Source organism: Mesorhizobium sp. CA4 (assembly GCF_020165075.1).
GTDB lineage: Bacteria > Pseudomonadota > Alphaproteobacteria > Rhizobiales > Rhizobiaceae > Mesorhizobium.
Window position 1 is genome coordinate 88,150 of record NZ_JAIUHK010000021.1, and the last position, 24,190, is coordinate 112,339.

Consider the following 24,190-nt stretch of genomic DNA (forward strand, 5'->3'; position numbering starts at 1 on the left):
AAGCGGATCGTTCCGCCCTGCCCTGCGTTCTTGTGACACGCTAGGAGGAACGGCGATGGACGACGATCGGACCGAGAAGATCAGGCAACGTGCCTATGAGATATTTCGACGCGAGGGTGGCATCCTCGGCAATCATGAACGGCACTGGCATCAGGCCGAAATGGAGATTGACCGCGAAGCAGCTCTGCCGATGACGGCGGACGATGCGCTGCCCGAAGCGCGCGAGATCGACAGCGCTGATGTGCTTACGGTGGAGGCGCTTGCGGTGCGCACCGGCATTTCGGGCGAGGAGGCGCAGGAACTGCTCGACAGGCTGGGCAACGACCGCGCGGCGATCGAGCAGGCGGCACGCGATCTGCAGACCAAGCGTCGAAGCTAATCCGCCGGCAAAGGTCAGCCGGTCGGATTTCGACCCGCTGCAGGCCGCCCCATAACTCCGTTCCGGGTTGACAGGCCAGACGCGTCGCCCTAATTTCGCGTTAGTGTCTACTAACGCGAAATACTGGACGGCGCTCGGCGATCCGACACGGCGCACGATCTTCGAACTGCTGGTCGACCGACCCAGTTCGGTGAGCGGGCTCGCCAATGTGTTGCCGGTCACGAGGCCGGCGGTCTCGCAGCACTTGAAGGTTCTCAAGGATGCCGGGCTGGTGGCCGACACGCGCTCGGGCAAGGAACGCATTTACCGCATCGATCCGGGTGGCCTCGCGGCCTTTCGGGCTGAGATCGACCAGTTCTGGGTGAAGACGCTTGCCGCCTACGCGCAAATTGTCGAGCAACCGACAGAGGACGAAACATGATCAAGCAACCGGCCCCTGCTCCCGTAAGGCATTCGGTCGTGGTCGCGGCGCCGATCGCGCGCGCCTTCAAGGTGTTCACCGAGGATTTCGGCAATTTCAAACCCCGCGAGCACAATCTGCTCGCCGTGCCGATCGCGGAAACGATCTTCGAGCCGCGGGTCGGCGGCCACGTCTACGATCGCGGCGTCGACGGCTCGGAATGCCGCTTCGCGCGTGTGCTCGCCTACGAGCCGCCGAACCGGCTGCTTCTGAGTTGGGACATCAACCCGCGCTGGCAGATTGAAACCGACCCCGCCAAGACCAGCGAGTGGGAAGTCCGCTTCACGGCCGAGGCGGAGAACCGGACCCGGGTCGAAATCGAGCATCGCCATATCGAGCGCCATGGCCAGGGCTGGGAAAGCGTGCGCGGCGGCGTCGACGGCGATCAGGGCTGGCCGCTTTACCTTCAGCGGTACCAGGAGCTTTTTGCCCGGGCGGCCTGACGGCAGCGCCCCGGATCGCCGAACGGCCGCGGCCGACATGGCCACAGCGACGAGGAGGAGAGCAGACCATGGAATCCTACTGGTTGAGCGTTCTTGGCGTGCTTGCGCTCTGTCTCCTGTCGGTGGCGCTGGCGATCTATTCCGGCTCGTCCGAGGGATTTGCGGGCAAGCTTGCGGGTCCGGTCATCCCGACGGACGACGATAATCCGCTCTACCGCATCGACCGCGTCCACATGAACTCGGTCGAGGCGCTCGCGCCCTTTGTTGTGCCCGCTGTGTTGGCGATGATGGCCGGTGTCGGACCGGGGACGCTGGCCGTGCTCGTGTGGATCCACCTTGCGATACGCCTCATGCACATGGCGGTCTACTTGCGTGGCGGAAACGTCGCCAAGGGCGGCAGCGTCAGGACGATCCTCTATGTCTCGGGCGCGCTGGTCACGCTTATCCTCATCCTCGTGACGGGATGGGCGGCGCTTCGCTGAGCAGCGCTCCCTTTTCGCTCCGACGGCGGAACCCTCGCCCCGATCGGAGGTTCATCCCCTGTGCAACCACAGGAGATGCGCCATGGACCACACCAGCCACATAAGACTGACCAATGCCGAGCTCACGCCGGACATCCTCGAGGGCGCCACCATCTACGGCCCCGATGACGAGAAGATCGGCTCGGTCGACCACCTGCATGGCAGCCAGGTCGTCATCGATGTCGGCGGCTTTCTCGGCATCGGCGCCAAGCCGGTGGCCGTCGCCGCCAGCCAGCTTGACTTCATGCGCGACGAGGACGGCGATGTCCATGCCGTCACCAGTTGGACGAAAGATCAGTTGAAGGCGATGCCCGAGCATCGCGACTGAACCGCTTCGAGCAGCTCGCGCTCGGCCGCCTGCATCTGGCCGTCGTGCTCAACGAGACCGGCGGTCGACAAATAATAAGAGGCGGTGCCGCCCTGGCCGGCGGTTCGCCCCACGCCGTTTCCCGAAGGCAGTCCCGGCAAAAAAAAGCCCGCTTCGGCATGCCGAAGCGGGCGGGAATTTTAGGACAGCAAGCTTACTTGCAGTCCTTCAGCATCTTCAGCGCCTTTTCGGCATTGGCTTGGGACGTGTAGGCCTTTGTCCCGGCATCGGTCAGTTTCTTGCCGTCCGGCTTCGTGGAAACCACGGAGCATTTCTTGGTGGTGGCGTCTTTTGCCACCCAATACTGCGTGGCCGCAAATGCCGGCATGCTGAAAAGCGAAACAACCGAAGCTGCAACCAGAACCTTGCGAATCATAGCGTTCTCCCAAGTTGAATTCGACTCGGCCCGTTCATCCGGAAGTACCCATCACGCGGATATCCGAGCCGAACCGCTGGCGAGCCGTATCGCGAATTAACCGCCGAGGGCAATTTACAAAAATGTAAAGTTCGGCCGTCCGCCTACACGCTGCGCCCACGCTTTTTTCGCGCCATGTCGGCGTGACATCGGCCGAATACCGCAAGCGCTTGGCCGGCATCGCGGGTATCGGCGCACACGGCACATTGAGGCGACCTGGATCAATCCGGCGGCATCTAGGCGACCCTCTCGCCGTCTTTCTTGACGAACTCGCGCACCGGATTGTCGAGCAGCAGCGGCACCGCTTCGATGGTCGGGGCGCGTCAGTCCTTCGGCGCGTTGCTGTAGAGCGCCACGCCGACGCGGTCGTTGCGCCGCCACCGCACGAAAGCGCGATAGACCGTGTCGTCAGCCGGAACCTCGAGCAGGAAGCGTTCGGGGATGCCCATATCGGCGGCCACGCGCAATTCCGCACCCTGCTCGTGCTGGTTTCTGATCGTGCAGCCGATCCGGACGCCGTTGGCGATGATCGTGGCTTCCTTGAGCACGAATTCGCGCGCATGAAGACGGCGCTCGGTCTCGGGATATTCGGCCATGGGCAGCGGACTCCTCGGGCAAGGCTCTCCTCGCCACGGGGCCGCACCATAGCAGCGAGGCGTTTCCGTTCCGTTAGCGATTGCTGAAACGGCGAGGCTCGCCCGCTGGTCGGCAGGTGAGCGGTTATCCAGCGTTATATTGCGCCGGCGACCACGCCGCTCGCGTGCAGCACCCAGCGGCGGCCGTCGCTGCGAAATTCGGTGAGCGACAGCGGCTCGAGGTCGATCTTCCAGACCGAGGAGAGCGGTGCGCCCAGCACATGCACGATGGCGGCGCGGATCGGCACGGCATGGGTGAGCGCGATGGTGTGGCCGCTCTCGGCAGCCAGGCGCTCCAACAGTGCCGCGCCGCGCAAGGCCACCGCGGCAAGCGACTCGCCGCCATGGGGTGCGGCATCCGGATCGGAAAGCCATACCGCCATGCCTTCCGGATCCTCCGCCTGCACCTCCTCGAAACTTTTGCCGGCCCAGCGCCCGAAATCCTGCTCGGCAAGCAACGGCTCGACCGTCGCGTCAAGGCCGAGCGCGTCGGCCGTCTGACGCGCGGCCAGCGCCGGGCTCGTCCAGACGCGGTCGGCGCGGCGCAGCGAAGCGGCCAGCGCGCCGGCACGCTCGAAGGCCCGCGGCTCCGGCGCCTCGTCACTTGGAAAACGACCCTTGCGCGTGGCCTGCGTCGCGCCGCTTGCGATCATCGTCAGGCGGGCGAGCATCCCAAAACTCCGTGGTCTAGTGAAATTTCGGCCGTGCGAAGCCGTATTGGCCATTGCATGTCGTTGACAGACGAACGAAGTGCTGACAAGTGTTTTAGCGCTATACGGGATTGGAAGCCGGTGCGAGTCCGGCACGGTCGCGCCACTGTGATCGGCACCAGCCGAAAGTCAGGCCTTATTCCGCAGCATTGTTCGATCAACGGGACGCAGTATCCCACGGGAGGTCAATATGTCCGACACCACCTTCGCCCCCAGCTACGGTCCGGTTGCGATTCCGGTTCGCGAGCTTCTGCCGTGGGCCATCTTCGCCGGCCTGATGCTGATGATGGCGATCTATTTCGTCGGCGCGGAAGAAGGCGCGACGTCGCTGATCCGTGGCACCTATGTGCACGAGTTCGTGCATGATGGCCGCCACCTGCTCGGCTTCCCCTGCCACTAAAGCGGTTCAGCATCGCTGAACCCCTTTCGATTCTGATCTAACGCAATTCCGGACGGAAAACCGCTACGCACTTTTCCTGGAATTGCTTGGTTGGCTTAACGCAATTCCGAACGGAAAACCGCTAAGCACTTTTCCTGGAATTGCTCAGAAGGATTAGTGACATGGTCGGAAAACTTTTGCTGCGCGGCATGCTTGTCGGGCTGGTTGCGGGGATTCTGGCGTTCGCCTTCGCGCGCGTCTATGGCGAGCCGCAGGTCGACAAGGCGATCGCCTTCGAGGACCAGCAGGCGCAGGCAGCCGGTGTGGCGCCGGAACCCGAGATGGTCAGCCGCACCACGCAGGCCGGCATCGGTCTCGCAACCGGCGTGCTGGTCTACGGCGCCGCCCTTGGCGGGCTGTTCTCGCTGGTCTTCGCCTATGCCTATGGCCGTCTGGGCTCGCTCGGTCCGCGCGGCACCTCGGCGCTGATCGCGCTGCTCGGCTTCCTTGCCGCGATCGTGGTTCCGAGTCTCAAATACCCGGCCAACCCGCCGGCGGTAGGCAATGCCGAGACCATCGGCTACCGCACCGAGCTGTTCTTCATCATGATCGTCGTCTCGATCGCGGCGATGGTGGCGGCGGTCGGCCTGGCGCAGCGGCTGTGGAACCGGCTCGGCGCCTGGAACGCCTCGATCGTCGCGGGTCTCGCCTTCCTCGTCGTCTTCGCGCTGGTGAAGGCGGCGCTGCCGGATATCAACGAAGTGCCAGAGAATTTCTCGGCGACCGTGCTGTGGCAGTTCCGCGTCGCCTCGCTCGGCATCCAGTTGGTGCTGTGGACCGTCGTTGGGCTCGGCTTCGGCGCGGCTGCCGAGCGCGTGGTCGCGGTGCGCGACCAGCGCAGCCCGGCACGCCGCTACGCCTGAATCCGATGCGCTGGCCGCCACGGTTTCGCGCCCTGGCGGCCAAAATGGCTCACCGGTGGGTAGGACCGCCGAGCCACTTTGGCCCTTTGTTTTCTCGCAATTCCGGACGGAAAACCGCAGCACAGTTTTCCTGGAATTGCTCGGTTTCGGTGCTGCTCGCACTTCTGGCCGCCACATCCGCGCAAGCGCATAGCGGCTCGTCGGCCCCGCCTCCCCCAGGCATACAGATCCCCAGCCTGACCCACGGCCAGATGGTGGTGATTGCGCGCTACCGAGGCGACATCCTGGACCTTGCCCAACGCCAGACCGTGACCGACCCGACCTTCCGGCGGCTCTACAATCACGGCAATCTGCAATTCACCTACTGCCTCTGGGGCCTGATGCCGGGAAGTCTTGGCGAGGAAGAGAGCCCGTTCAACGAATGTAGCCACGCCTATCTCGCCACCGCCAAGGCGCTGCTCACCTATATGGCCACGATGCCCTCTGCCGAACGCAACGCGAAGGCGCTGATCTCCGACATCGATGCCGAGATGGTGCGCAGCAGCGCGTCGTGGATCCTGTGCCAGCATAGCGGCGAGGCCTTCAGCACCGGCGCGGTCATCGAGCCACGCTGGCGGGACATCTTCTTCCACCTGCCGAGTCTCGCGGTGCTGCTTGCCACGGCAGCGGCGCTCACCGCCGCCGCATGGTCGATTATCGGCGCGCCGCGTAGCCGCACGGCCTAGGGCGTTCACGTTCACGGAAACCGGGCGCGCATCACAATTCCGCGAGCGTGATGTCATCTCGGAACGGCAGACGTTTTCCATTTGGGCACCTGGGCTGAACACAGGAGCAAATCATGCATGGAAAAATCATAGCTGGCCTCGCGTTAGCAGCCTCCCTTGGAATTGCCCAGCCCTCCCTTGCCGCACCCGACTGGAAGGCGGTAGCGCAGGCGCTCGGGAAATCCGGCACAGAAGCACCAGGGGGAGTGTACCGCGTCGGGCTGCCTCGTTCCGATCTGAAAGTCACTCTCGACGGCGTGGAACTCAAACCGGCCCTGGCGCTCGGCTCATGGCTCGCATTCAAACCCGTGGGCGATCACGACGCCATGGTCATGGGCGATCTCGTGTTGACCGTGCCTGAGATCGACCCGGTAATGATGAAACTGATTGAAAGCGGCATCGAGATCACGGCCCTCCACAATCATCTGCAGAGGGCCCAGCCGGAGACGATGTATATGCACGTCCTTGGGCACGGCGATCCGGAGAAGCTGGCTGCGGCGCTGCATACGGCGTTGCAGCAGAGTGGAACGCCGCTTTCGGACGCACCGGCGAGCACCGCCGCTGCTTCGAAAGCGATCGATCTTGATACGCAAACCATTGACCAGGCGCTTGGCCACAAAGGCAAGGTCAATGGCGGTGTCTATCAGGTCAGCATCGCGCGCGCAGAAACCATCAAGGACGATGGCATGGAGGTGCCGGATGCAATGGGCTCTGCGATTGCCATCAACTTCCAGCCGACTGGAAACGGCAAGGCCGCGATCACCGGCGATTTCGTCCTGATCGCCTCTGAAGTGAATCCGGTGCTACGAGCTCTGCGGGAAAGCGGAATAGAGGTGACGGCTGTGCACAACCACATGCTCGACGATCAACCCCGGCTGTTCTTCATGCATTTTTGGGCAAATGACGATGTCGGGAAGTTGGCCAAAGGGCTGAAGCTGGCGCTCGATCAAGTGCATCTTAGGACGGGTAGCTGACTTTGACGCAGGCCCGGCGAAATTCCGAAGGCGGCGGCATTGGCCCGGCCGGCGCCGAACTGCCGGGCTACCAGCCAGAAGGAGGCCGCGCTGCGGACATCTACGCGGCGCGCGCCCTCCGGGATTTTGGGGACGGCTTCGCCGCAGTGCTCCTGCCGGTATATCTAGCGTCGATCGGGCTTGGACCGCTGGAGATCGGTGTCGTGGCTACCGCTGCACTCCTTGGTTCGGCATTGTTGACGCTCGGCATCGGCTTCCTGGCGGTGCGCGCAGACCGGCGCACCCTGCTTCTGGCTGCGTCCGGCCTGATGATCGCAACCGGGCTGGCCTATACGCAGTCAAGCACCTATGCACTTCTTCTGCTCGTGGCCTTCCTGGGCACCATCAATCCTTCGTCAGGAAGCGTGAGCATCTTCGTTCCGCTGGAGCATGCAGTCCTGTCGCGGCTCGTCGCCGATGCGGACCGCACCAGGGCGTTCGCGCGTTACAGCCTGTTGGGTGCGCTGGCGGCAGCGTTTGGCGCCCTTGCCGCAACCAGCCCGGACTTTCTGGTTACGATCGGGATGTCGCGATTAACGGCGCTGAAGGCGATGTTCGTCCTCTATGCATGTCTCGGCATGGCGGGAGGCTTGGTCTACGCGCGCATTCCAGCCGGTCCCAAAACCTCGCCCAAGGACCGGCCGGCAGCGGCGCTTGGGCCGTCGCGTGGCATTGTTTACAAGTTGGCGGCCCTGTTCAGCATCGATGCGTTCGCCGGCGGGTTTGCGGTGCAGTCGCTCATGGCTTTGTGGTTGTTCAGCAAGTTTGGACTTTCGCTGTCGACTGCCGGGGTGTTCTTTTTCTGGTCGGGTATTTTATCGGCGGTCTCATTTCCGGTCGCCGCATGGCTGTCGAACCGCATCGGGCTTGTGAACACGATGGTGTTCACCCACATCCCGTCGAGCATCTGCTTAATCCTGGCCGCCCTGGTGCCGAATCTTCATGCCTCCCTGGCATTTCTTCTTGTACGCGCAGCACTGTCCCAGATGGACGTGCCGACCCGCTCCTCATATGTGATGGCGGTCGTCACGCCGCCGGAGCGGCCCGCGGCGGCGAGCGTCACGTCGGTTCCACGCAGTCTCGCGGCAGCGGCGAGCCCGGCCATTGCCGGGGCGCTGTTTGCTGCGGGGTTCGAAGCCTGGCCGCTGGTGATCTGCGGTGCCCTCAAGATCCTCTACGATTTGGCTTTGCTTTGGACTTTCCGCCACGTCAAGCCGCCTGAGGAGCTATGAGGGGCTACGCCTGTCTGCAAGAAGGTGACAATCAACCCGATTTCGGCCTGCGCAGGGCAGAGTTCAGCCACCTCTGAATTGCAAAAAACCAGCGATTTTCAAGCGACAAGACCTGGCGCAAAGCCGCGCCGAACAGGAACAACCCGGTGCCGATCTCCAACAGCGTCGAGATGCAGGCGGCATTAGAGCCAAACCGGTCGAAGATGGCGACGGAGCCTTTTCGCAACAGGACCGTAAGGGCGACGACGACCCTAAGGGTAATCGCCACACCGGCCATCATGGCGGATCTCACGTTGATATTCGAAGAGTGCCTGCATCATCCATTCACGTGCTCATGGGGATCGCCTTCCGGCTCGGCCATGACGAAGGACAGATCCTCGCTGTCGGGACCCGCAGCCAGTTGCAGCCTGGCGCTGAACTCGTGCGGCTCGGCCGGGGCGACCAGGGTTTGCAGATAGTGGTGATCGCCCCCGACCGGAGACAGCGGCAGGCTTTCGACCGCACCGTCCGCCCTTTCGATGGCAACCTTCGCCCGCAGGCCCTCGGCGTGGCGCGACAGGCGCAGCCGCATGCGCTCGCCCTGCGGAGTGTCGATGATCTCAAGCAACCCGCTGGCGAGCTTGCCCGAGACCAGGAACGGATCGGGCGCATGATGGTGGCGGCCTTCCGTCCGTGGCTCGGCAAAGCGCACCGTGGCGGCGTCGAGCGCAGGAATGTGCGCGAAGAGCTCGGTCTTGAGCGATGCGGCGATGTTGTTAGCGGCGGCAAGCAGCAGCCGGGCTGGTTGATCAAGCCGACTTGCGGGCAGGCCTCGCCGTCGACGGCGCCTTGATCCCTTCCTTGGCAAGGCTCTTCCTCAGCACCGCAGCCAGATCGATGACGTTTTCCTTCGGCTTGGGCGCCGCCTTCGGCAGCTTCTTGCCCTTGCGCTTGGCATCGATCATTGCAATCAGCGCATCCTCATAGGTGTCCTCGAATTTCGATGGGTCGAACTTGGTCACCTTCTTGTCGATCAGGAGTTCGGCGATCTCCAGCAGATCCTTGTCGTATTTCGGCGACTTCAGGCCCTCGAAGACGCTTTTTTCCGACACCATCTCGTTGCGCGTGCGCAACTCAGTGAGCAGCATGCCCTTGCCGAAGGGCTGGATCACGACTTCGCGGCCACGCTGGTAGAGCACCACACAGGACCTTGCGGCGACACGCTTCTTCTTCATCGCCTCACGCAATACGCTGAAAGCCTCAAGCGCGGCACCATCGGCGGGGACGAGGTAATAAGGCTTTTCCAAATAGCGCGTGTCGATGTCGTCCAGGGCGACGAACTCGTCGACCTCCAGTGTGTGCGCCGAGGTGAGTTTCAGCTTCTTGATCTCGTCCGGCTCAATCTCGATGTAATCGTCATTCTCCAGTTCGAAGCCCTTGGTCTGGTCCTCGGCCTCGACGACATCGCCGGTCTGCTCGTCGACATAGGCGCTTTTCACCGGCAAGCCATCCTTACGGTTCAGGATCTTGAAATGCACCTTGCCGGCCTCGCTTGTAGCGCCGACCAGCTTGATGTCGCAAGACACAGAGCCGACCTTCAGAAAACCCTTCCAAACCGCCCGCGGCGCAACCATGTGGCATCCCATTGTCGTTGCGATCAACAGGAACATCTGTCGACCCGCGGGGTTCCGTTCGCCAAGCTCCAGCAGTCGAGCAGCCAAGACGGCATATGCGACGCGCCGCTCGGCCTCGCGGTCGATCAAGGCATGCACATCCCTTCCCGAGGCCGTTGATGGCGTCTCCCGTTTATGGCGACTGGACGCGGTACCCGCCGCGAAATCCTGGCTTCATGTGATCGGCGGGCCGCAGCGGAGGCAGCGCAGAGGCAACCAAACGGCTTGTTTTCCCGTTTATTTCAGCAGCTGCCGGCACCGGTCGTGTCGTCAGCCAATTGGCTCCGGGGCGATATTCGCGCGCGGAGCAGAAGGGAGGCCGCAATGACACGGCCCGTTGTTGAAACAGGGGATAGGGTGGCGGTGCTCGCGACGGTGACCGAGCGCGTCAAAGACCGCGTCATGCTGACGCTCGACGGCGACAGCCACAATTATTCGATGATCGGGCCCAACGCCAAGGCCGGCGACAAGCTCAGGCTCGAGGGCGACGTCGTCCATGTCGACGAGGATCTCGGACGCACGACCGTGCAGGTGCTGGGACGCGTGACCGTCGACACCAAGTCGGTCGAGATGATCACGCGACGCTGCGACCTCGACCATATCGCCTCCAACGTGCCTGGCCACCCTCTCCCGCGCACCCCGCCGCGACCGCATGGGTGAACAAGCGGATCACGGCCCTTCTTCGCGCGTCCCCGCGCTGCGTCAACCTTGAAGCTGCCTAATGGCGCTTGAAAAATACTGCACTTCGCGTTCGTGCTTTTCCGCGGCTTCGCGCGACTTGAAGGTGCCCAGATTGCGGCGCTTGCCGGTCCTGGGATCGATCTTGCGCGAATAGAGCCGGTATTCGCCGGATTTCAGCTTGCGGATCATCGCTCTCTCCTTGTGAACCAGGATTCTAACCCGGCTGAGATCGTCACGGTTCCAAGCAGGCCATCCCGCCCTCCTGCGGCCCGGCAGCAAAAAAGCGCTGCTGTCGGTGAACCATTTCACGGACGCAAACGACCCAATGTCGGAATCCACACCGCAACGACACGATTTGGTCGGATTATTTGTATTCAAATGACTTTCGCAACGTTATGCGGATGTCGCTGAAGTGCCGGAGCTGAGGAGGGTGAGATGGTTACGGCGAAGCTTCATGGCGTGGAACTCGTCAGGGGCCAGAAGTGGACGGTCCGCGTCACCGCCTACGGCACCACGCTCGTCTTCCCCTTTGAGGCCGAGCAGCATGCGCGCTCCTATGCCGACGGCCAGGCCTTCCGCCTCGGCGTCGACGTTGTGGAATTGAAGGATTGCGCCTGAGCGAACAAGCCGTCGACCACCAATGGCCCGAAGACCCGCGCGCCCGTATATAAGCGGCATGTCTATGCTCGATGCGGCAAAGCAGTGGGCGCGCAAGATCAAGCGCGATGTGGTAGCGCTCTGGATTGCCGCCCGCGATCCGCGCGTTCCCTGGTACGCAAAAGCGGCCGCAAGCGCCGTCGCGGCCTATGCGCTGAGCCCTGTCGATCTAATTCCGGACTTCATCCCGATCATCGGCTACCTGGACGACCTGCTGATCGTGCCTGTCGGCATCATGCTCGCGGTGAAGCTGGTTCCGGCCGATCTGATGCGGGAATTCCGCGAAGAAGCCATGCGACGCGAGAAGCCGGTGGGCAAGGCCGGTCTCGCCTTCATGATCGCGCTCTGGGCGCTGGCGGCGCTGGGGCTCATCTGGTTGTTCTGGCCGAAGCCGGCTTGAATGCTTCGGCCCGCGTGGCCGCGCATGCCAGAGCATCTCACCCGGCAGGTAAATTAGCTATCACTTGTAATTCATGCAAATCAGGGCCATGCTCTCCATGCTCGTGAAAAGACACGCGCAATGGGTGGGTCAATAAGGGTTAAGCATGATGGAGTTCGCAGTGTGCTACGATCACAGCGGGTTCGATCTGGTGCGGTCCGTCTTCCTCGATGCCCCGGCATTCTTCGCGCTGATGGTGCCATGGGCGATCGCCCGGCTGGTCGAGATATCGCGCGAAGATGGCGCGGCCCGACTGCAGGCCGCCTGAGCCTGAAAGCCGCAAAGACCTAGTCGTCGCGGATGACCTTTCGGATCGGCAGGTCGCCGAGCAACGCCGAACAATCGATCTCCTCCTGGAAGTGCGCCTGCGGATCGAGAACCAGCCACGAAGCGTGGGTGCGAAGGTCCTTCAGCTTGGCGTTCTTTTGTGCGCGCGCCAAGCGCTCGGCCTCGGCAACCGAGGCCTGAAACGGCCTTTCGACCTTGGGATGATGAGAGATCCTCGACATCGCGGCGGAAAACGCGCCTGCCCGCTTTTCGTTCCGTCGCACGAGGACGATCGGACGCCTGCCATCCCAACGCGTCTCCTGTCCGAGAGGGACGCGCGCCCGGTCTTCCATGCGTTACAATGTCCGCGCGGCACGCGCATTCTTTGCATTTGCGCGGTCTCTCGGGGATATGGAACATGGGAGAACGCCGGATCGGCAATTGGGGTAGCCCGGCTTGCCTTGGCGGCAAAGAGTACGGCTCTTTGACAGGCAAGCCGGGCTAAAGCGCCGACATTGGGTTTCCTTGGGGGGAGCCGGCGCAGGGTCAGAGTGTCCGTTTCCCATTGTGCCCACAATTGTTGCTGAGGTCCTATGCGCCAGCGCAATGGTCTGACCATGTGGCGCTGACGAATCACCCATCGCCGGAGCGCTCCACTGTTCGCGGAAACGGCGAACCGCTTTTTGCACTGACCCAATTCCGGAAGCTACGAAGGCGCCGGGCTCCCTGGCAACGCTTTACGTCCGGACGCTCTAGGCCCGCGTGACGCGACCGACGTTTTGCAGCGCTCTCTTGACGAACAACTCGGCGTGCCGCGCCCATTCCGCTTCGGCGACATCGTTCTCGCGAACAGACTGCCTGAAAGCTTCCCGCAGCGCCTCGAGCTCAAAGATCGAGAACGGCTGATTTCTTTTTTGCTTTTTTGTACCGGCATCCATAACGCGTTGCCAAGACCGCAAGATTTTAACCCATTATGCGGTCGCTGGTCGCCCCATCAACAGCTTGGCCCAGACTTCTTTTGGGGGCAAATCTTACCGCGGCTCCAACGGCTTATGTCGGAAGGAGCAGCCGGTAGGACCCGGGGTTCCGAACCGGGCCATTCAAAGGACCAGCCGCTATATGGTTTCGTCCATAACGAACAGCGGGAGACGGCCAGCGGCCGGCGTCGGCCGCCCTGTAGCGCTGTATTCGCCGAAGCATATGTCTTTTGATGTGGACCTCGGGGCCTATCGGTGGTTGTCTCGGCAATGCAGAGCCGCAAGAGATGATCCAAATCCAGGTGGCGACCGGCCCGCGCCTTCCCCGTCAACAGGAGTGGCGCGGGCTTTTGCCGTCGGGAAGATGCATGAGCAGCCTTGCCTGGCTGCGAATCGGCGCCGGGCATGGGCCTGCAAACCGCCTCGCCATTAACCTTCCCCAAGGGCACGGACCAAGGTCGGTGTCGCAATTGCCTTCCCTGGCCTATACTCTGGCGAACGGGTGGGTGAACGGTGCCGATGTTTGGGAGGTATTTAAAACGACCTGCGCGGATCTGGAGCGGTCTGTCGCTGGCCTGGCAGTTCGTGATAGCGGGCGGCATCGGCCTTCTGGCCGTAATGCTCGTGGTTGGGCTGTGGGTGACATCGCAGATCCGTGACGGCGTCTTGCACAATTCCGCCGCCACCACCGCGCTCTATGTCGACAGCGTGATCGCGCCGCTGCTGCCAGACATGCGCAAGAGCCAGGAACTCGACGACACGGTCAAGCGGGCGCTGGACGAGACGCTCGGCCAGGGCGCACTCGGCAAAAGACTGGTGTCGTTCAAGCTTTGGCGGCGCGACGGCACAATCCTCTATTCAAAGGACGCAAGCCTGATCGGCAGGCAGATCAAGCCCAACGCCAACCTCATCGCCGCTTTCGCCGGCAACGTCATGGTCAAATACAACAGGCTCGAGGACGAGGAAGACGACAGGGAGCGGTCGATGGGCGCTCCGCTGCTGGAAATCTACAACCCGGTACGCGAGCCCTGGTCCGGCGAGGTTGTGGCTGTGACCGAATTCTACGAATTGTCCGGCGACTTCGAGGAATCGCTCCACTCGGCCCTGCTGTGGACATGGCTGGTGGTGGCGGCCGCCACCGCCGCGGCGCTCGCCCTGCTCTCCGGCATCGTTTTCCGCGGCAGCCGCACCATTGTCACCCAACAGGCGGCGCTCGAGGCCAAGGTTTCGGAATTGCAGGCGGCGCTGGCGCAGAATTCGTCGCTGCGCCAGCGCGTACAGCGCGCCTCGCGCCGCGCCACCGCGATCAATGAACGGTATCTGAGGCGTATCGGGGCAGACCTGCATGACGGACCGGCGCAACTGGTGGCGCTCGCAGCGCTCAGGATGGACAGCCCGGTGCTGGTCGATCCGACCACATCGAGCACGCTGCGCGAGGCCGAGATCGCCGGCATCCACAAGACGCTGGGCGAAGCGATGCGCGAAATACGCGGCATCTGCAACGGGCTGGTGCTGCCGCAGATCGAGACGCAGGCCATCGCCGACATTTTGCGGCTCGCGGTGGCCGAGCATGAGCGGCGCACCAGCACCAAAGTGTTGCTAACCCTGCCGGAGCGCTTGCCGGAACTCGGCACCTCGGAAAAGATCAGCATCTATCGCTTCGTGCAGGAAGGCCTGAACAACGCCTTCCGGCACGGCAAAGGCAAGGGCCAGCAGGTCAGAACCACGACGAAAGGCGGCAAGCTCCTCGTCGAGGTTGTGGACGCCGGCCCCGGGTTCGACCCGGCCCGAAGCGAGGGCCTTGGCCTTGCGGGCCTGAGGGAGCGTATCGAAAGCATCGGCGGGCAGTTCGAAACGCTGTCTGGCCCGGGAGGAACAAGACTGGTGATCACCTTGTCTGTCGAGGAGCAACCGTGAGCGCATCCATCCGCATCGCAATAGTCGACGACCATCCCCTGTTTCGCGAGGGCGTGGCGCGCAGCCTCGGCGAAATGGGGGGGTTCGAACTGGTGGGCGAAGGCGCCAGCGCAGAGGACGCCGAAAGGCTGGCGCGCGCCAGCACGCCCGATATCCTCCTGCTCGACATCAGCATGCCGGGCGGCGGCCTCAACGCGCTCGCCGGCATCCTTGCTGCGGTGCCCGAGCAGAAGATCGTCATGCTGACTGTGTCGGAGACCAATGCCGATGTCGCCCAGGCGCTGAAGGCCGGCGCGCGCGGTTATGTGCTGAAAGGCGTCGGCTCCAAGGCGCTGGCCGAGATCCTGCGCGACGTCGCCAATGGCCAGAGCTACGTATCGCCGAGCCTCTCGGCCAGGCTGCTTTCCGACCTTCTGCAGCCCACAGGCGGCAAGCCCGATCCGCTGAGCCAACTCACCGGCCGCGAGGCTGAGATCCTAAAACTGGTCGCGGAGGGGCTGAGCAACAAGGAGGTCGCCGCCCGGCTATCGCTGCAGGAGAAGACGGTCAAGCATCATATGACCAGAGTGCTCGCCAAGCTCAACGTGCGCAACCGCACCGAGGCGGCGCTGCTGATGCATGAGGCGCGGGAAAGGCAGCAAGTTAGGCAATAGGCAGGCAGTGGCGAAGATGACATCCTACTGCCTACTGCCTACTGCCTACTGCCTACTGCCTACTGCCTGAAGGCAATCACCCCCTCCATGGGCGGGGGTGACATGCGGGTGGGGGAGAAGGGATAGCTCTTCCAGAACCTTCACAGGTTCAGCAGGCGCGACAGGTCCTTCTCCGTCGCCTGCCGTTCGATGATTGTGCGGCCTTGCGCGTCCGTCATCTCGAAACGGCCGTTCTGGACTTGCTCCTTCATGCCGTTGCGATGAATGACGGTGACCTTATCACCGTCGATCGAGAGCGTGTCGCCTGTTGCGGCGTTGGTGTAGCTGTTCTTGCCGCCGGGATTGGTATTGCCCTTGCCGCTATTGTTCCCCGGCCCGGCATTGGGGTTGCCGCCACCGGCATTGCTGTTGCCGTTGTCGCCCTGGCCGTTGCTGTTGCCATTGTTGCCGCCATTGCCGGAATTCGAGCCGCCGCCGGAACCCGAATTGCCGCCACTGCCGTTGCCGCCGTTCCCGCCTCCATTGTTCCCGCCTCCATTGCCATTGCCATTGCCGTTGCCGGCATAGGCTGCGGATACGAGCTTGGTCATGTAGCCCGGCTTCACCAGACAGGGCGCGACCACAATCGCCAGCGCGCCAACGGCGCGCAGCACAAGGTAGGCTGGCCTTTTGCAGGCGGGTTGGTGCATTCCGTCCTTTCCTGCGGGTTCGTCTCGGCATGGCCGAAGTTCCGCTCACGGGACAGGCGCGACGGAACAGTGTCTCTGCAAGGATTCACATTCCGGCGGTCCGACGAAAGTGGCCCACGACCCATGCCCTGGCCAATCGGACCATTTCCGCCACCGTGACTGACCAATGTCGCAAGCGGCGGACATTGCCGAACTTGAAAAAATTACCCCCGCACGGAGGCGGGGGTAAGGTGAGTAGCCAAGTTCTACCGCAAGACGATCAGGACCGCAGAGACGAAGCAAAAGGTGGCAACCTGGTTTTGCAGCGCTGACCTTCGGTCCCTTAAGATCTAATCCCGATAAAACCTCGCTCTCACAAACTCTTCAGGCGATTGAGATCGGCCATGGTGGCCTTGCGGTCGATGATGGTGCGTCCGTATTTGTCTTCCATCCTGAACCGGCCGTTCTCGATCTTCTCCTTCATTCCATTGCGGTGCGTGACCTCGATTTTGGTGCGGGTGGCCTCAACCTTGTCGCCCGTCAGGGCATTCACATGATCATCGACATCGGCGGTGCTTGCCGCGCCGGCGCTGCTGCTCTTGCCGCTGTTGCCGTTGTCGCTGTTCCCGTTTCCGTTGTCGCCGTTTCCGCTATTGCCGCCGCTGCTATTACCGTTTCCGCTGCTGCCGCCATTGCCGGAATTCGAGCCGCCGGCCGAACCGGAGTTGGAGCCGCCGTTCCCGTTGCCGTTGTTCCCGCCTCCGTTGCCGTTCCCGCTATTGCCGCCCCCGTTACCGCTTCCACCACCCTTGCCGCCGCCGCCACCGTTTCCGCCGCCACCGCCGCCTTTGTCGGCATAGGCTTTGGTCACAACCAAACCATCGACGGAGAGACTGAAAGGCGCGACAACCAGCGCCACCGCAGTCAGCGCTTGCAAGACCAGCCTGCAGACCCTGCGCGATCCGCGCATTCCGCTCTCCCCATGCCAGCCCTTCAGCCCGTCGGCCGAGCTACCCCACCTGCAATGTCGCAGCATAAGCATCCCCAATCAGCAGGTCATAAGGAAGTGGCCCACGACCCTTGTCTTGTCCACTCGGACCTAATGCGTTTTACTGTAGGACCTAAGTCTTATTTCAACCACCGGATGTGGTCGGACACTACCGTCGTGGGATCAATTCCCAGGCCGAGCAAGCCGTTAACGAGATTCGCGCTCGCGGCATGTTCGCAAGACGCGCTCAGGCCAATGGCACCGGCCGCCGCGCCGCAAGCGCCGTGCCGAAAGCGGCAGCAATGACGGCGGCAACGCCCGCGCATTGCAAAAGATTGAGCTTCTCATGCAAAAACTGGAAGCCAGTCAGCGCGCCGCCAGCCGGCTCCAGGCAGACCAGCATGCCGTAGACCTTGGCAGGCATGCGGGCCAGCACCAGCATTTCCAGATAGAAGGGCAGCGCGCTGGAGAACAGGCCGACCACTGCCGCGCCCGCCATGATGTACGGATCGGCGAGGTAGGGCTGCGCGGTGCTGAAGCCGAAAGGCAGCGCCAGCATCGCGGCGATCGCCATCCCATAGGCGGAGGTGCGCACACCGAGCTCGGCGCCGGCCTTCTGGGCGAAGATAATGTAAAGCCCCCAGCAAGCGCCCGCCGCGAGCGCCAGCGCCACGCCCAGCGGATCGAGCCCGCGACTGATACCGGCAAAGGGCGACAGCAGCACGATGCCGACGACAGCCAGCGCCACCCAGACAAGGTCAAGCAGGCGCCTGGAGCCGAGCGTGGCGACAAACAGCGGCCCGGTAAATTCGAGCGCCACGCAGATACCGAGCGGAATGCGCTGGAGCGCGGCATAGAACAGCATGTTCATGGCGCAGACGGTGATGCCATAGGCGGCAAGCCAAGGCAAATTTTTCCGCGAGGGCAGTACCTTCCAGGGCCTCAGCACCACAGCCAGCATCAGCGCGCCGATGGCGAGCCTGAGCATGGTCGTGCCTTCCGGCCCCAGCACCGGGAACAGGCCCTTGGCAAAGGCAGCGCCCACCTGCACCGACATCATTGCGCCAAGCAGGCCAAGCACGGGCATGGCGCCGACGTGGCTCTCTTGGTTAACGGCCTGTGCTGTGGTCAATCCTGGCTCCATCCTCCCGGTTCGGGAATGGAGATAGGGCGCGCCGGTTGCGATGTCGTGAGGCAGCGGACGGGGATGGATGGGACAGGATTGCCTAGGCGGAACGTCCGAAAGGCTGGCGGGACAGCATCCCCTCTGCCCTGCCGGACAGAGGGAAAGTGTGCGGGAACGAGGCCTTGCCAGATGCACGCCCGGCGCCTTCCCGAAATGCTTCACCCCGCCATGGCAAGCGGCGCGGCGCCCTTGTTGGGAATCTGGATGTCGATCTCCAGCGTCGACATGGTCGCGCCGCGATCCATCGAGACCTGGAGGTAGTCCTGGTCGATCTGCACGTGCTTGGCGATGACCGCCATGATCTCCTCGCGTAGGATGGAGACGAGATCCGGCTGGCCGCGGCTCTGGCGCTCATAGGCGAGCAGCAGCTGCAGCCGCTCGCGCGCTACCGGCGCGCTGGTGCGCCGTTTGAAAAGATCGAGGATGCTCATGCGGCCCTCCTTCCGAGCAGCCGGTCGAGGAAGCCCTTGCGTTCGAAGGGGACGACCACCGGCAGGTCCTCGCCTTCCAGACGTCTTGCCGCTTCGAGGTAAGCTTTTGCGGCACCATTTAGCGGTTCCGAGAGCGTGACGGGCGAGCCAAGGTTCGAGGCCCGCAGCACATCCTGGCTTTCCGGGATGATACCCAAGAGCGGCGTCGACAGGATCTCCAGCACGTCGTCGATCGACAGCATCTCGCCGCGCGCGGCGCGCGCCGCGTCGTAGCGCGTGACCAGCACGTGTTTCTGGACCAGCTCACCTTGCTCCGCCTTCATGGTGCGGGCGTCGAGCAGGCCGATGATGCGGTCGGAGTCGCGCACCGACGACACTTCCGGGTTTGTGACGATGACCGCCTCGTCGGCGAAGCGCATGGCAAGCTGGGCGCCCCGCTCGATGCCGGCCGGGCTGTCGCAGAAGACATAGTCGAACACCGAACGCAGCCGCGCGATGACTTCGGCGACGCCCTCTTCGGTCAGTGCATCCTTGTCGCGGGTTTGCGAGGCTGGCAGCAGGTAAAGCGTCTCCAGCCGCTTGTCGCGGATCAACGCCTGCGACAGCTTCGCCGAACCCTGGATGACATTGACGAGGTCGAACACCACGCGACGCTCGGCGCCCATGATGAGGTCGAGGTTCCTGAGGCCCACGTCGAAATCGACCAGAGCCACCTTCTTGCCGGTCTTGGCCACGGCGGCGCCGAGCGCGGCCGTCGAGGTTGTCTTGCCGACACCCCCCTTGCCCGAAGTGACCACGACTACCTTGCCCATATATCCAGCCTCCATTGGCGGTTTTTATTCTCTGGCCGTGCCGGGCACGGCGGACTCGTTCATTTCTTGGTGCATGTCGTTCTCCCAAAACCGCTGAGCACCTTTGGGCGACATGCAATCATAACTCTGGCACGCGAAACCGGTCCGAACCTTGCGTTGCCGAACTAGCCGAGCGGCACCACGCACAGCGCATCATTGTCGAGGAAGGCCTGCACGGCCTTGCCGCGCGAGGTGCCTTCCATCTCCTCGGCCGTGGTGTACCAGCCGTCGACGGCGAGCAGCTCGGCCTCGTTCTTGCGGCAAAAGATACGCGCCGAAACATTGCCTTCGGAGCCGGCGATCGCGCGCCCGCGCAGCGTGCCATAGACATGAATGGAGCCGCCGGCGACGATTTCCGAGCCGGACGCGACCGAGCCCAGCACGATGACGTCGCCATGCGGATGGAACACCGACTGTCCCGAGCGGATCGGTGCCTTGATCATCAATGTGCCGGCGGCGGCTGACATCTCCGCCGCGCCCTGCCCCGCATTCGCAGACTTGGATTGGGCCGCATCGCTCTGCTCCGGCTCGATCCGGACCGCTTCGAGCCTTGCCAGCTCGGGATCCACCGGCTCATCGCCGGACATCTCGATCGGAGAGACTTCCGCCTTTGCGGCTTCGGCGGCCAGGTCGGCCACTTGGGTCGCCTGCGCCCGCTCCCCAGCGGCGGCTTCCAACTCTTCGGCTCGCGCCTTCCGCGCGGCTCGGCCCAGCAACCCCTCGGCCGTCGCCTCCTTGGCGCCGGCGAGTATCGGCGGCAGCTCAGGCCCGAGCTCGGCGCCGTCGAGCTCGATGGCATAGACGCGGATGCCGCGCGAGCCGAGCACACCCACCAGTGCGCCGATCTCCTCCGGTCCCGGCTGCAGGACGTTCAGATCCAGCACCACCGGTCGCCCGTTGAAATAGCCCGGCGAGTTGGCAATCCAGTGATCCAACCCCTCCAGCCAGTCGGCGATCGGCGCCTCCGGCGTCAGCGTGAAAGCGACGAAGGAGCGGGCGCGGAAGCGGATCGATTTGTTGTGCAAAGGGGCGGCGAAGGTCACGTCCGGGCGAATCCTTACTCAATGGTTAAAGGGTGCCGGGCGAATGGTTAACAAAAGGTTAATTTTGGGGATCGGAGCCGTTAACAGCTGACGCAGCTAACTTCTGTGGCCGGGCGGTGACAGGTGCCGCCGATGCCGCTATCGTCTCACCCCTAGCCGGCGGAAAGCAAGGGAGCTCATGTCATGACGCTGGAAGTCAACAGGCCCGAGGATGCCGCGACTGCCTTTGCCGATGCCTGGAGCAGACATGATATCGATGACTTCGCGGCGCTGTTTTCCGAGGATGCCAATTTCGTCAATGTCGTGGGCATGTGGTGGAAAAACCGCGCCGAGATCGAAGCGGCGCACCGCGCGACTCATGAGACCATGTTTCGCGACAGCCGATTGCAGGGTGTCGTCTCGCCAGTCGTCGAGTTGTCTCCGGGCGTTGCATCGGTGCACTACAGATGGACCCTCACCGGCGCGTCCGCTCCGGACGGCTCCCCCGCCGGAACGCGGGAAGGCATTCTGCTTCTGGTGGTGAAGAAGGAACAGTCCGGCTGGCGGATAAAGGTGGCCCAAAACACCGACATTGTTCCAGGGGCGATCGCTCCCCCTTCCAAGGCCAGATAGCTGCATCGCGGCAGTTCGCAGTCGATGGCCCGACGAAGCGAGGCGCACGAGCATCCCTGGCCCGGGAGTTTCCTTCGAGAGGGCGGGACAGCCACACGCTCTGCGCGGCGGCCGCAACTGAGGACCCGAGGCGGTTGCGCTAAACGTAGACCGTTATAAGTTACTCTCCCCCGGACGCCACCTTGGGCTCCGCGCGAGACCCGCGACCCTCCGGCCCGGCCAAGCCGCGGATGGCCGGGGCGTTGAGCACCGTACCGTCCGGCGCGAACTGCGAGCCGTGGCAGGGGCAATCCCAGCATTGCTCGGTCGAATTCCAGTGCACGATGCAGCCGAGATGCGTGCAACTGGCCGAATGCCGGTGCAATTTGCCGTTGCGATCGCGGCACACGGCGAACTTGCTCAAGCCGTCCTGAAGGATGCCGCCTTCGCCAGGCTTGAGGTCGCCGGCCGACTTGACCTCACCGGGCAGCAAGTAGCCGGCAAGGTTCTTCACCGTTGTAAGGTTCTCATTGACGTAGTGCGCGAGCGCGGCGGGCGGCTTCCGGTCGGGGGCGTAGACGGCTTCCCACGAGTTCGATCCGTCCACGATCAGATCGTGGATCAGCAGTCCGGCCAATGCACCATGCGTCATGCCCTGGCCGGAATCGCCGGTGGCCATGAAGACGTTGCCGTTGCCGGGGCTTCGGCCGATGAAGCCGCAATAATCGATCGTTTCGAGAACCTGACCGGACCACCGCGTTCTTTCTCCGCCAAGATCGGGCACCAATGCCCTGATCCATGCTTCAAGCGCGGCAAAGCGTGCCTCGCCGTCGTCCGCTTCGCCCGATTTGTGATCGCGGCCGCCGGCGATGAGACAGTCCGTCTTGCCCGGGCCGGGATTGAGGCGGACATAATAATAGGGATCGTCCATGTCCCAGTAGAGCGCATCCGGGAGGGTTCCCCTGGCGATGTCGAAAGCCATCGCATAGGTGCGGTAAGGCGCCATCTTGCTATGGATCTTGACCCATGTGTTGATCGGGGAATTGGTGGCAAACACCGCGTTCGAAGCCGTGACGGTGGAGCCGCCGTCGCATTTCAGGCGAATCTGCTCCCCCTCCTCGATCTCGACGACGGCGCTATCGGCGAACGCCTTGCCGCCTCGCTTCTCGAAGTCAGCCAGCAGCGCGCGCAAATATTTCAGCGGGTGGAAGGTGGCCTGTTCGGGATAGCGCAGGATGGGTGCCGATTCATGACCCTTGAGCGGCACGCCTTTGCCATGCTCAGCCTCGGCGCCGATCTTCGCCGCAGCCGCATACTCCTTATTGCATTCTCTAGCGGCCTGCTTCTCGTCCATCCATGCGGCCGGGAAAAGAAAGCCGTCCAGCCGCCTGAAATCGCAGTCGATCTCCAGGCTGGCAACGTGCCGTTCGATGCGGTCGACGGCGGCTTGCTGGCTCTCCTGAAATCCGCGCGCCAGAGCCTCGCCGCGCATGTCGATCAGCGCGCTCAAGCCGTCGTCGCAGATCGGTGCCAGATGGGCGGTCGTGCGCGATGTCATGCCCCCGAGCAACGGGCCGCGATCCACGAGCACCACCTTGCGTCCTGCGAGCGCCAGTTCATAGGCAATCGAGACCCCCGCGATGCCGGCTCCAACGACGGCCACGTCGCAATGTTCGTGCTGCTCGAGGCGGGCAGCGCTGGGCAAGCTGGCGTCGAGCATCCAAAACGATCTGGTCGCTTCGCTGCTGACGTTCATCGCGTGCCCCGTCGAGACGATATGGAACGACCGGCGACCAATGCTGCGCAGCGCGGATTGTAGGTCATCGTGACCGGCTCCATCCTCGCGGCTAGGTGCTCTTGAGCGTTCCGTTCATCCCGTTCGGGTAAAAGCCGCCCTTGCTCACACCCGATTGGTCGGTCAGATAAACAATGCGCAGCACCTCCTGCGGCGTCCTTGTGAAGGCAATCCCATCCGGAGTCGAAGGAACGAAGTTCGCCTTGCCGTCGACGCGAATGCCCTGGTCCTTGTCCTCGGGCCCGTCGATCTTGTCGCGTGCGTCGGAAATCGCGTTCGCCGCCTTCCAGGCCTTCTCGCCCATGCGATAGAGCGACGACCGCGCCATCCCCATGTGGTAGGCCTCGACCGCGAGAATTCCAGCCGCGGCAGCCAGGAATTCCTTGTTCTTCAGGACGGTTGCCGCACCGGCGTAGGCGGTGACGCCGACATCCTCGAACAGCATGCCGCCAAGCACGAAGTTCATCTGGTTGCCGAAGGGGTCGAAGTCGGCACCGAGCCCGGCCGCCTTGGAGACCGCGGCAAAGCCTGCATCAAAATCTATCGCCGGCCGGTCCACCGCATTCGACGCCAGTGTCTTGCGATAGAACCTGACATGGGCAAGTTCATTTTCCGCGACTTCCCGCAAAAATTCAGCCAGTGCGGGCGTTTCGAAGGAGACCTTCTTGCCGCCGACGACTTCGCCGGGCTTGGAACCGGCATCTGAGTCGTCGATGCCTTTTCCTGTGGTGCCCCGGAGGTAGTATTCGGCCTCCATGTATTCCAGGTTCAGCGCGAACCGGAAAATGTCTTCGTCCTTTATGTCATCCTGTGCGAAAGCAGGCGAAACGGGGACGACGCCGGTCGCTGAAGCGAGCGTCGCTCCAAGACCAATTTGCAATGCGCCGCGGCGAGAAACATGAAGTGAAGGCGTGGCACGGATCATAGCTTCCTCCCGAAGCCCGCCATGAACCGGTGTGGCCTCAAACGAGCGGGCCGTTCCGTCAAACTCCGCTAAACGCGGAATGTTCCTGAACTGAGCCGGTATGGTTGTGGAGAGTCCATTGGCCTGCCGGCGTGACTCCCGGGCTGCGGTTCCTCTATAGGACGAGCTTCTTGTCCGCCGGATCGATTCATGACCCTCCTCCCCGCCCTCCGCACGCTCCTCCCCACC

The 24,190-nt window shown here is 63.2% G+C and carries 35 protein-coding genes and 1 riboswitch; of the genes, 17 read left to right on the forward strand and 18 right to left on the reverse strand.

Annotated elements, in window-relative coordinates:
* Positions 1-55 precede the first annotated feature (55 nt).
* From LB528_RS18285 to LB528_RS18305, 5 genes are all read left to right on the forward strand, one after another.
* Positions 56-379 (forward strand): DUF2934 domain-containing protein, encoded by a 324-nt coding sequence (locus tag LB528_RS18285; RefSeq protein ID WP_224715820.1) that lies wholly within the window; start codon positions 56-58, stop codon positions 377-379.
* Positions 380-482: 103 nt separating this feature from the next.
* The gene (locus tag LB528_RS18290) at positions 483-800 is read left to right on the forward strand and encodes an ArsR/SmtB family transcription factor (protein ID WP_224513288.1); all 318 of its coding nucleotides are present in this window, start codon (positions 483-485) and stop codon (positions 798-800) included.
* Positions 797-1,282 carry an SRPBCC family protein gene (locus tag LB528_RS18295; protein ID WP_224513286.1) on the forward strand — a complete coding sequence of 162 codons (486 nt, stop codon included), beginning with the start codon at positions 797-799 and terminating at the stop codon, positions 1,280-1,282. Before LB528_RS18290 ends, LB528_RS18295 begins: the two co-directional genes overlap by 4 nt.
* A gap of 68 nt (positions 1,283-1,350) precedes the next feature.
* The gene (locus LB528_RS18300) at positions 1,351-1,764 is read left to right on the forward strand and encodes an MAPEG family protein (RefSeq protein WP_224715821.1); all 414 of its coding nucleotides are present in this window, start codon (positions 1,351-1,353) and stop codon (positions 1,762-1,764) included.
* Positions 1,765-1,846: 82 nt separating this feature from the next.
* Positions 1,847-2,131: a PRC-barrel domain containing protein gene (locus LB528_RS18305; protein WP_224715822.1), complete on the forward strand. Its 285-nt coding sequence runs from the start codon at positions 1,847-1,849 to the stop codon at positions 2,129-2,131.
* Here the strand turns inward: LB528_RS18305 and LB528_RS18310 are convergent.
* The 4 genes from LB528_RS18310 to LB528_RS18325 all read right to left on the reverse strand — a co-directional run bounded on the left by LB528_RS18310 (position 2,098) and on the right by LB528_RS18325 (position 3,891).
* Positions 2,098-2,244, reverse strand: coding sequence for a hypothetical protein (locus LB528_RS18310; protein WP_224513284.1), 147 nt, complete (start codon positions 2,242-2,244; stop codon positions 2,098-2,100). The genes LB528_RS18305 and LB528_RS18310 overlap by 34 nt on opposite strands.
* Positions 2,245-2,324: 80 nt before the next feature.
* Positions 2,325-2,546 carry a hypothetical protein gene (locus LB528_RS18315; protein ID WP_224513282.1) on the reverse strand — a complete coding sequence of 74 codons (222 nt, stop codon included), beginning with the start codon at positions 2,544-2,546 and terminating at the stop codon, positions 2,325-2,327.
* Between the two features lie 362 nt (positions 2,547-2,908).
* Entirely contained in the window at positions 2,909-3,181 is a 273-nt protein-coding gene (locus tag LB528_RS18320) for a PilZ domain-containing protein (protein ID WP_224513281.1), read from the reverse strand.
* Positions 3,182-3,315: 134 nt separating this feature from the next.
* Positions 3,316-3,891, reverse strand: a complete 576-nt coding sequence (locus LB528_RS18325) for a histidine phosphatase family protein (protein ID WP_224715823.1) — start codon at positions 3,889-3,891, stop codon at positions 3,316-3,318.
* A gap of 85 nt (positions 3,892-3,976) precedes the next feature.
* Positions 3,977-4,120, forward strand: a riboswitch (adenosylcobalamin (AdoCbl) riboswitch).
* On the opposite strand from LB528_RS18325, the gene LB528_RS18330 reads away from it, so the two are divergent.
* The 5 genes from LB528_RS18330 to LB528_RS18350 all read left to right on the forward strand — a co-directional run bounded on the left by LB528_RS18330 (position 4,121) and on the right by LB528_RS18350 (position 8,241).
* A complete protein-coding gene (locus LB528_RS18330; protein ID WP_224513276.1) occupies positions 4,121-4,330 on the forward strand; it encodes a CbtB domain-containing protein in 210 nt (69 codons plus the stop codon).
* Between the two features lie 161 nt (positions 4,331-4,491).
* Positions 4,492-5,232 carry a CbtA family protein gene (locus LB528_RS18335; protein WP_224715824.1) on the forward strand — a complete coding sequence of 247 codons (741 nt, stop codon included), beginning with the start codon at positions 4,492-4,494 and terminating at the stop codon, positions 5,230-5,232.
* A 149-nt stretch (positions 5,233-5,381) separates the two neighbouring features.
* On the forward strand, positions 5,382-5,957 hold the full coding sequence (locus LB528_RS18340; RefSeq protein ID WP_224715825.1) for a hypothetical protein: 576 nt from the start codon (positions 5,382-5,384) through the stop codon (positions 5,955-5,957).
* Positions 5,958-6,070: 113 nt separating this feature from the next.
* On the forward strand, positions 6,071-6,970 hold the full coding sequence (locus LB528_RS18345; RefSeq protein ID WP_224715826.1) for a DUF1259 domain-containing protein: 900 nt from the start codon (positions 6,071-6,073) through the stop codon (positions 6,968-6,970).
* 59 nt (positions 6,971-7,029) lie between these two features.
* Positions 7,030-8,241: an MFS transporter gene (locus LB528_RS18350; protein WP_224715837.1), complete on the forward strand. Its 1,212-nt coding sequence runs from the start codon at positions 7,030-7,032 to the stop codon at positions 8,239-8,241.
* A gap of 31 nt (positions 8,242-8,272) precedes the next feature.
* Here LB528_RS18350 and LB528_RS18355 read toward each other — a convergent pair whose 3' ends face one another.
* From LB528_RS18355 to LB528_RS18365, 3 genes are read right to left on the reverse strand one after another with little or no spacing between them, the layout of a single operon-like run.
* Positions 8,273-8,521 (reverse strand): hypothetical protein, encoded by a 249-nt coding sequence (locus LB528_RS18355; RefSeq protein ID WP_224715827.1) that lies wholly within the window; start codon positions 8,519-8,521, stop codon positions 8,273-8,275.
* Between the two features lie 36 nt (positions 8,522-8,557).
* Positions 8,558-9,088 (reverse strand): hypothetical protein, encoded by a 531-nt coding sequence (locus LB528_RS18360; RefSeq protein WP_224715839.1) that lies wholly within the window; start codon positions 9,086-9,088, stop codon positions 8,558-8,560.
* Positions 9,030-9,854, reverse strand: coding sequence for a Ku protein (locus tag LB528_RS18365; RefSeq protein WP_224715828.1), 825 nt, complete (start codon positions 9,852-9,854; stop codon positions 9,030-9,032). The genes LB528_RS18360 and LB528_RS18365 overlap by 59 nt, the downstream gene beginning before the upstream one ends.
* 363 nt (positions 9,855-10,217) lie before the next feature.
* On the opposite strand from LB528_RS18365, the gene LB528_RS18370 reads away from it, so the two are divergent.
* Positions 10,218-10,553, forward strand: a complete 336-nt coding sequence (locus LB528_RS18370; RefSeq protein ID WP_224715829.1) for a hypothetical protein — start codon at positions 10,218-10,220, stop codon at positions 10,551-10,553.
* Between the two features lie 42 nt (positions 10,554-10,595).
* Here LB528_RS18370 and LB528_RS18375 read toward each other — a convergent pair whose 3' ends face one another.
* Positions 10,596-10,763 (reverse strand): hypothetical protein, encoded by a 168-nt coding sequence (locus LB528_RS18375; RefSeq protein WP_224715830.1) that lies wholly within the window; start codon positions 10,761-10,763, stop codon positions 10,596-10,598.
* Positions 10,764-11,009: 246 nt separating this feature from the next.
* Between LB528_RS18375 and LB528_RS18380 the strand changes: the two genes are divergently transcribed.
* The 3 genes from LB528_RS18380 (at position 11,010) to LB528_RS18390 (ending at position 11,938) form a co-directional block, all read left to right on the forward strand.
* Entirely contained in the window at positions 11,010-11,192 is a 183-nt protein-coding gene (locus LB528_RS18380) for a hypothetical protein (protein WP_224513262.1), read from the forward strand.
* Between the two features lie 58 nt (positions 11,193-11,250).
* On the forward strand, positions 11,251-11,631 hold the full coding sequence (locus LB528_RS18385) for a YkvA family protein (RefSeq protein ID WP_224513260.1): 381 nt from the start codon (positions 11,251-11,253) through the stop codon (positions 11,629-11,631).
* Between the two features lie 145 nt (positions 11,632-11,776).
* Positions 11,777-11,938: a hypothetical protein gene (locus LB528_RS18390; RefSeq protein ID WP_224513258.1), complete on the forward strand. Its 162-nt coding sequence runs from the start codon at positions 11,777-11,779 to the stop codon at positions 11,936-11,938.
* A 19-nt stretch (positions 11,939-11,957) separates the two neighbouring features.
* Here the strand turns inward: LB528_RS18390 and LB528_RS18395 are convergent, their stop codons facing one another.
* Together LB528_RS18395 and LB528_RS18400 are read right to left on the reverse strand one after the other, a co-directional pair.
* Entirely contained in the window at positions 11,958-12,179 is a 222-nt protein-coding gene (locus tag LB528_RS18395; RefSeq protein ID WP_224715831.1) for a hypothetical protein, read from the reverse strand.
* 510 nt (positions 12,180-12,689) lie between these two features.
* Positions 12,690-12,875 (reverse strand): hypothetical protein, encoded by a 186-nt coding sequence (locus LB528_RS18400; protein WP_224513254.1) that lies wholly within the window; start codon positions 12,873-12,875, stop codon positions 12,690-12,692.
* A 558-nt stretch (positions 12,876-13,433) separates the two neighbouring features.
* On the opposite strand from LB528_RS18400, the gene LB528_RS18405 reads away from it, so the two are divergent.
* Both LB528_RS18405 and LB528_RS18410 read left to right on the forward strand, forming a co-directional pair.
* Entirely contained in the window at positions 13,434-14,831 is a 1,398-nt protein-coding gene (locus LB528_RS18405; RefSeq protein WP_224715832.1) for a sensor histidine kinase, read from the forward strand.
* A complete protein-coding gene (locus tag LB528_RS18410; protein WP_224513250.1) occupies positions 14,828-15,484 on the forward strand; it encodes a response regulator in 657 nt (218 codons plus the stop codon). Before LB528_RS18405 ends, LB528_RS18410 begins: the two co-directional genes overlap by 4 nt.
* Positions 15,485-15,624: 140 nt before the next feature.
* Here LB528_RS18410 and LB528_RS18415 read toward each other — a convergent pair whose 3' ends face one another.
* The 6 genes from LB528_RS18415 to minC all read right to left on the reverse strand — a co-directional run bounded on the left by LB528_RS18415 (position 15,625) and on the right by minC (position 20,651).
* A complete protein-coding gene (locus LB528_RS18415) occupies positions 15,625-16,173 on the reverse strand; it encodes a hypothetical protein (RefSeq protein WP_224513247.1) in 549 nt (182 codons plus the stop codon).
* Positions 16,174-16,525: 352 nt separating this feature from the next.
* Positions 16,526-17,122, reverse strand: a complete 597-nt coding sequence (locus tag LB528_RS18420) for a hypothetical protein (protein WP_224513245.1) — start codon at positions 17,120-17,122, stop codon at positions 16,526-16,528.
* Positions 17,123-17,387: 265 nt separating this feature from the next.
* On the reverse strand, positions 17,388-18,272 hold the full coding sequence (locus tag LB528_RS18425) for an EamA family transporter (RefSeq protein WP_224513242.1): 885 nt from the start codon (positions 18,270-18,272) through the stop codon (positions 17,388-17,390).
* Positions 18,273-18,484: 212 nt separating this feature from the next.
* Positions 18,485-18,757 (reverse strand): cell division topological specificity factor MinE, encoded by a 273-nt coding sequence (minE, locus tag LB528_RS18430; RefSeq protein ID WP_224513240.1) that lies wholly within the window; start codon positions 18,755-18,757, stop codon positions 18,485-18,487.
* The gene (gene minD / locus LB528_RS18435) at positions 18,754-19,569 is read right to left on the reverse strand and encodes a septum site-determining protein MinD (protein WP_140757287.1); all 816 of its coding nucleotides are present in this window, start codon (positions 19,567-19,569) and stop codon (positions 18,754-18,756) included. Before minD ends, minE begins: the two co-directional genes overlap by 4 nt.
* A 164-nt stretch (positions 19,570-19,733) precedes the next feature.
* Positions 19,734-20,651, reverse strand: a complete 918-nt coding sequence (minC, locus tag LB528_RS18440) for a septum site-determining protein MinC (RefSeq protein WP_224715833.1) — start codon at positions 20,649-20,651, stop codon at positions 19,734-19,736.
* Between the two features lie 183 nt (positions 20,652-20,834).
* Between minC and LB528_RS18445 the strand changes: the two genes are divergently transcribed.
* Positions 20,835-21,263 carry an SgcJ/EcaC family oxidoreductase gene (locus tag LB528_RS18445; protein ID WP_224715834.1) on the forward strand — a complete coding sequence of 143 codons (429 nt, stop codon included), beginning with the start codon at positions 20,835-20,837 and terminating at the stop codon, positions 21,261-21,263.
* A 160-nt stretch (positions 21,264-21,423) separates the two neighbouring features.
* Here LB528_RS18445 and LB528_RS18450 read toward each other — a convergent pair whose 3' ends face one another.
* Positions 21,424-22,998, reverse strand: a complete 1,575-nt coding sequence (locus tag LB528_RS18450) for an FAD-dependent oxidoreductase (RefSeq protein WP_224715835.1) — start codon at positions 22,996-22,998, stop codon at positions 21,424-21,426.
* Between the two features lie 91 nt (positions 22,999-23,089).
* Entirely contained in the window at positions 23,090-23,962 is an 873-nt protein-coding gene (locus LB528_RS18455) for a ferritin-like domain-containing protein (protein ID WP_224715838.1), read from the reverse strand.
* Between the last annotated feature and the right edge of the window lie 228 nt (positions 23,963-24,190).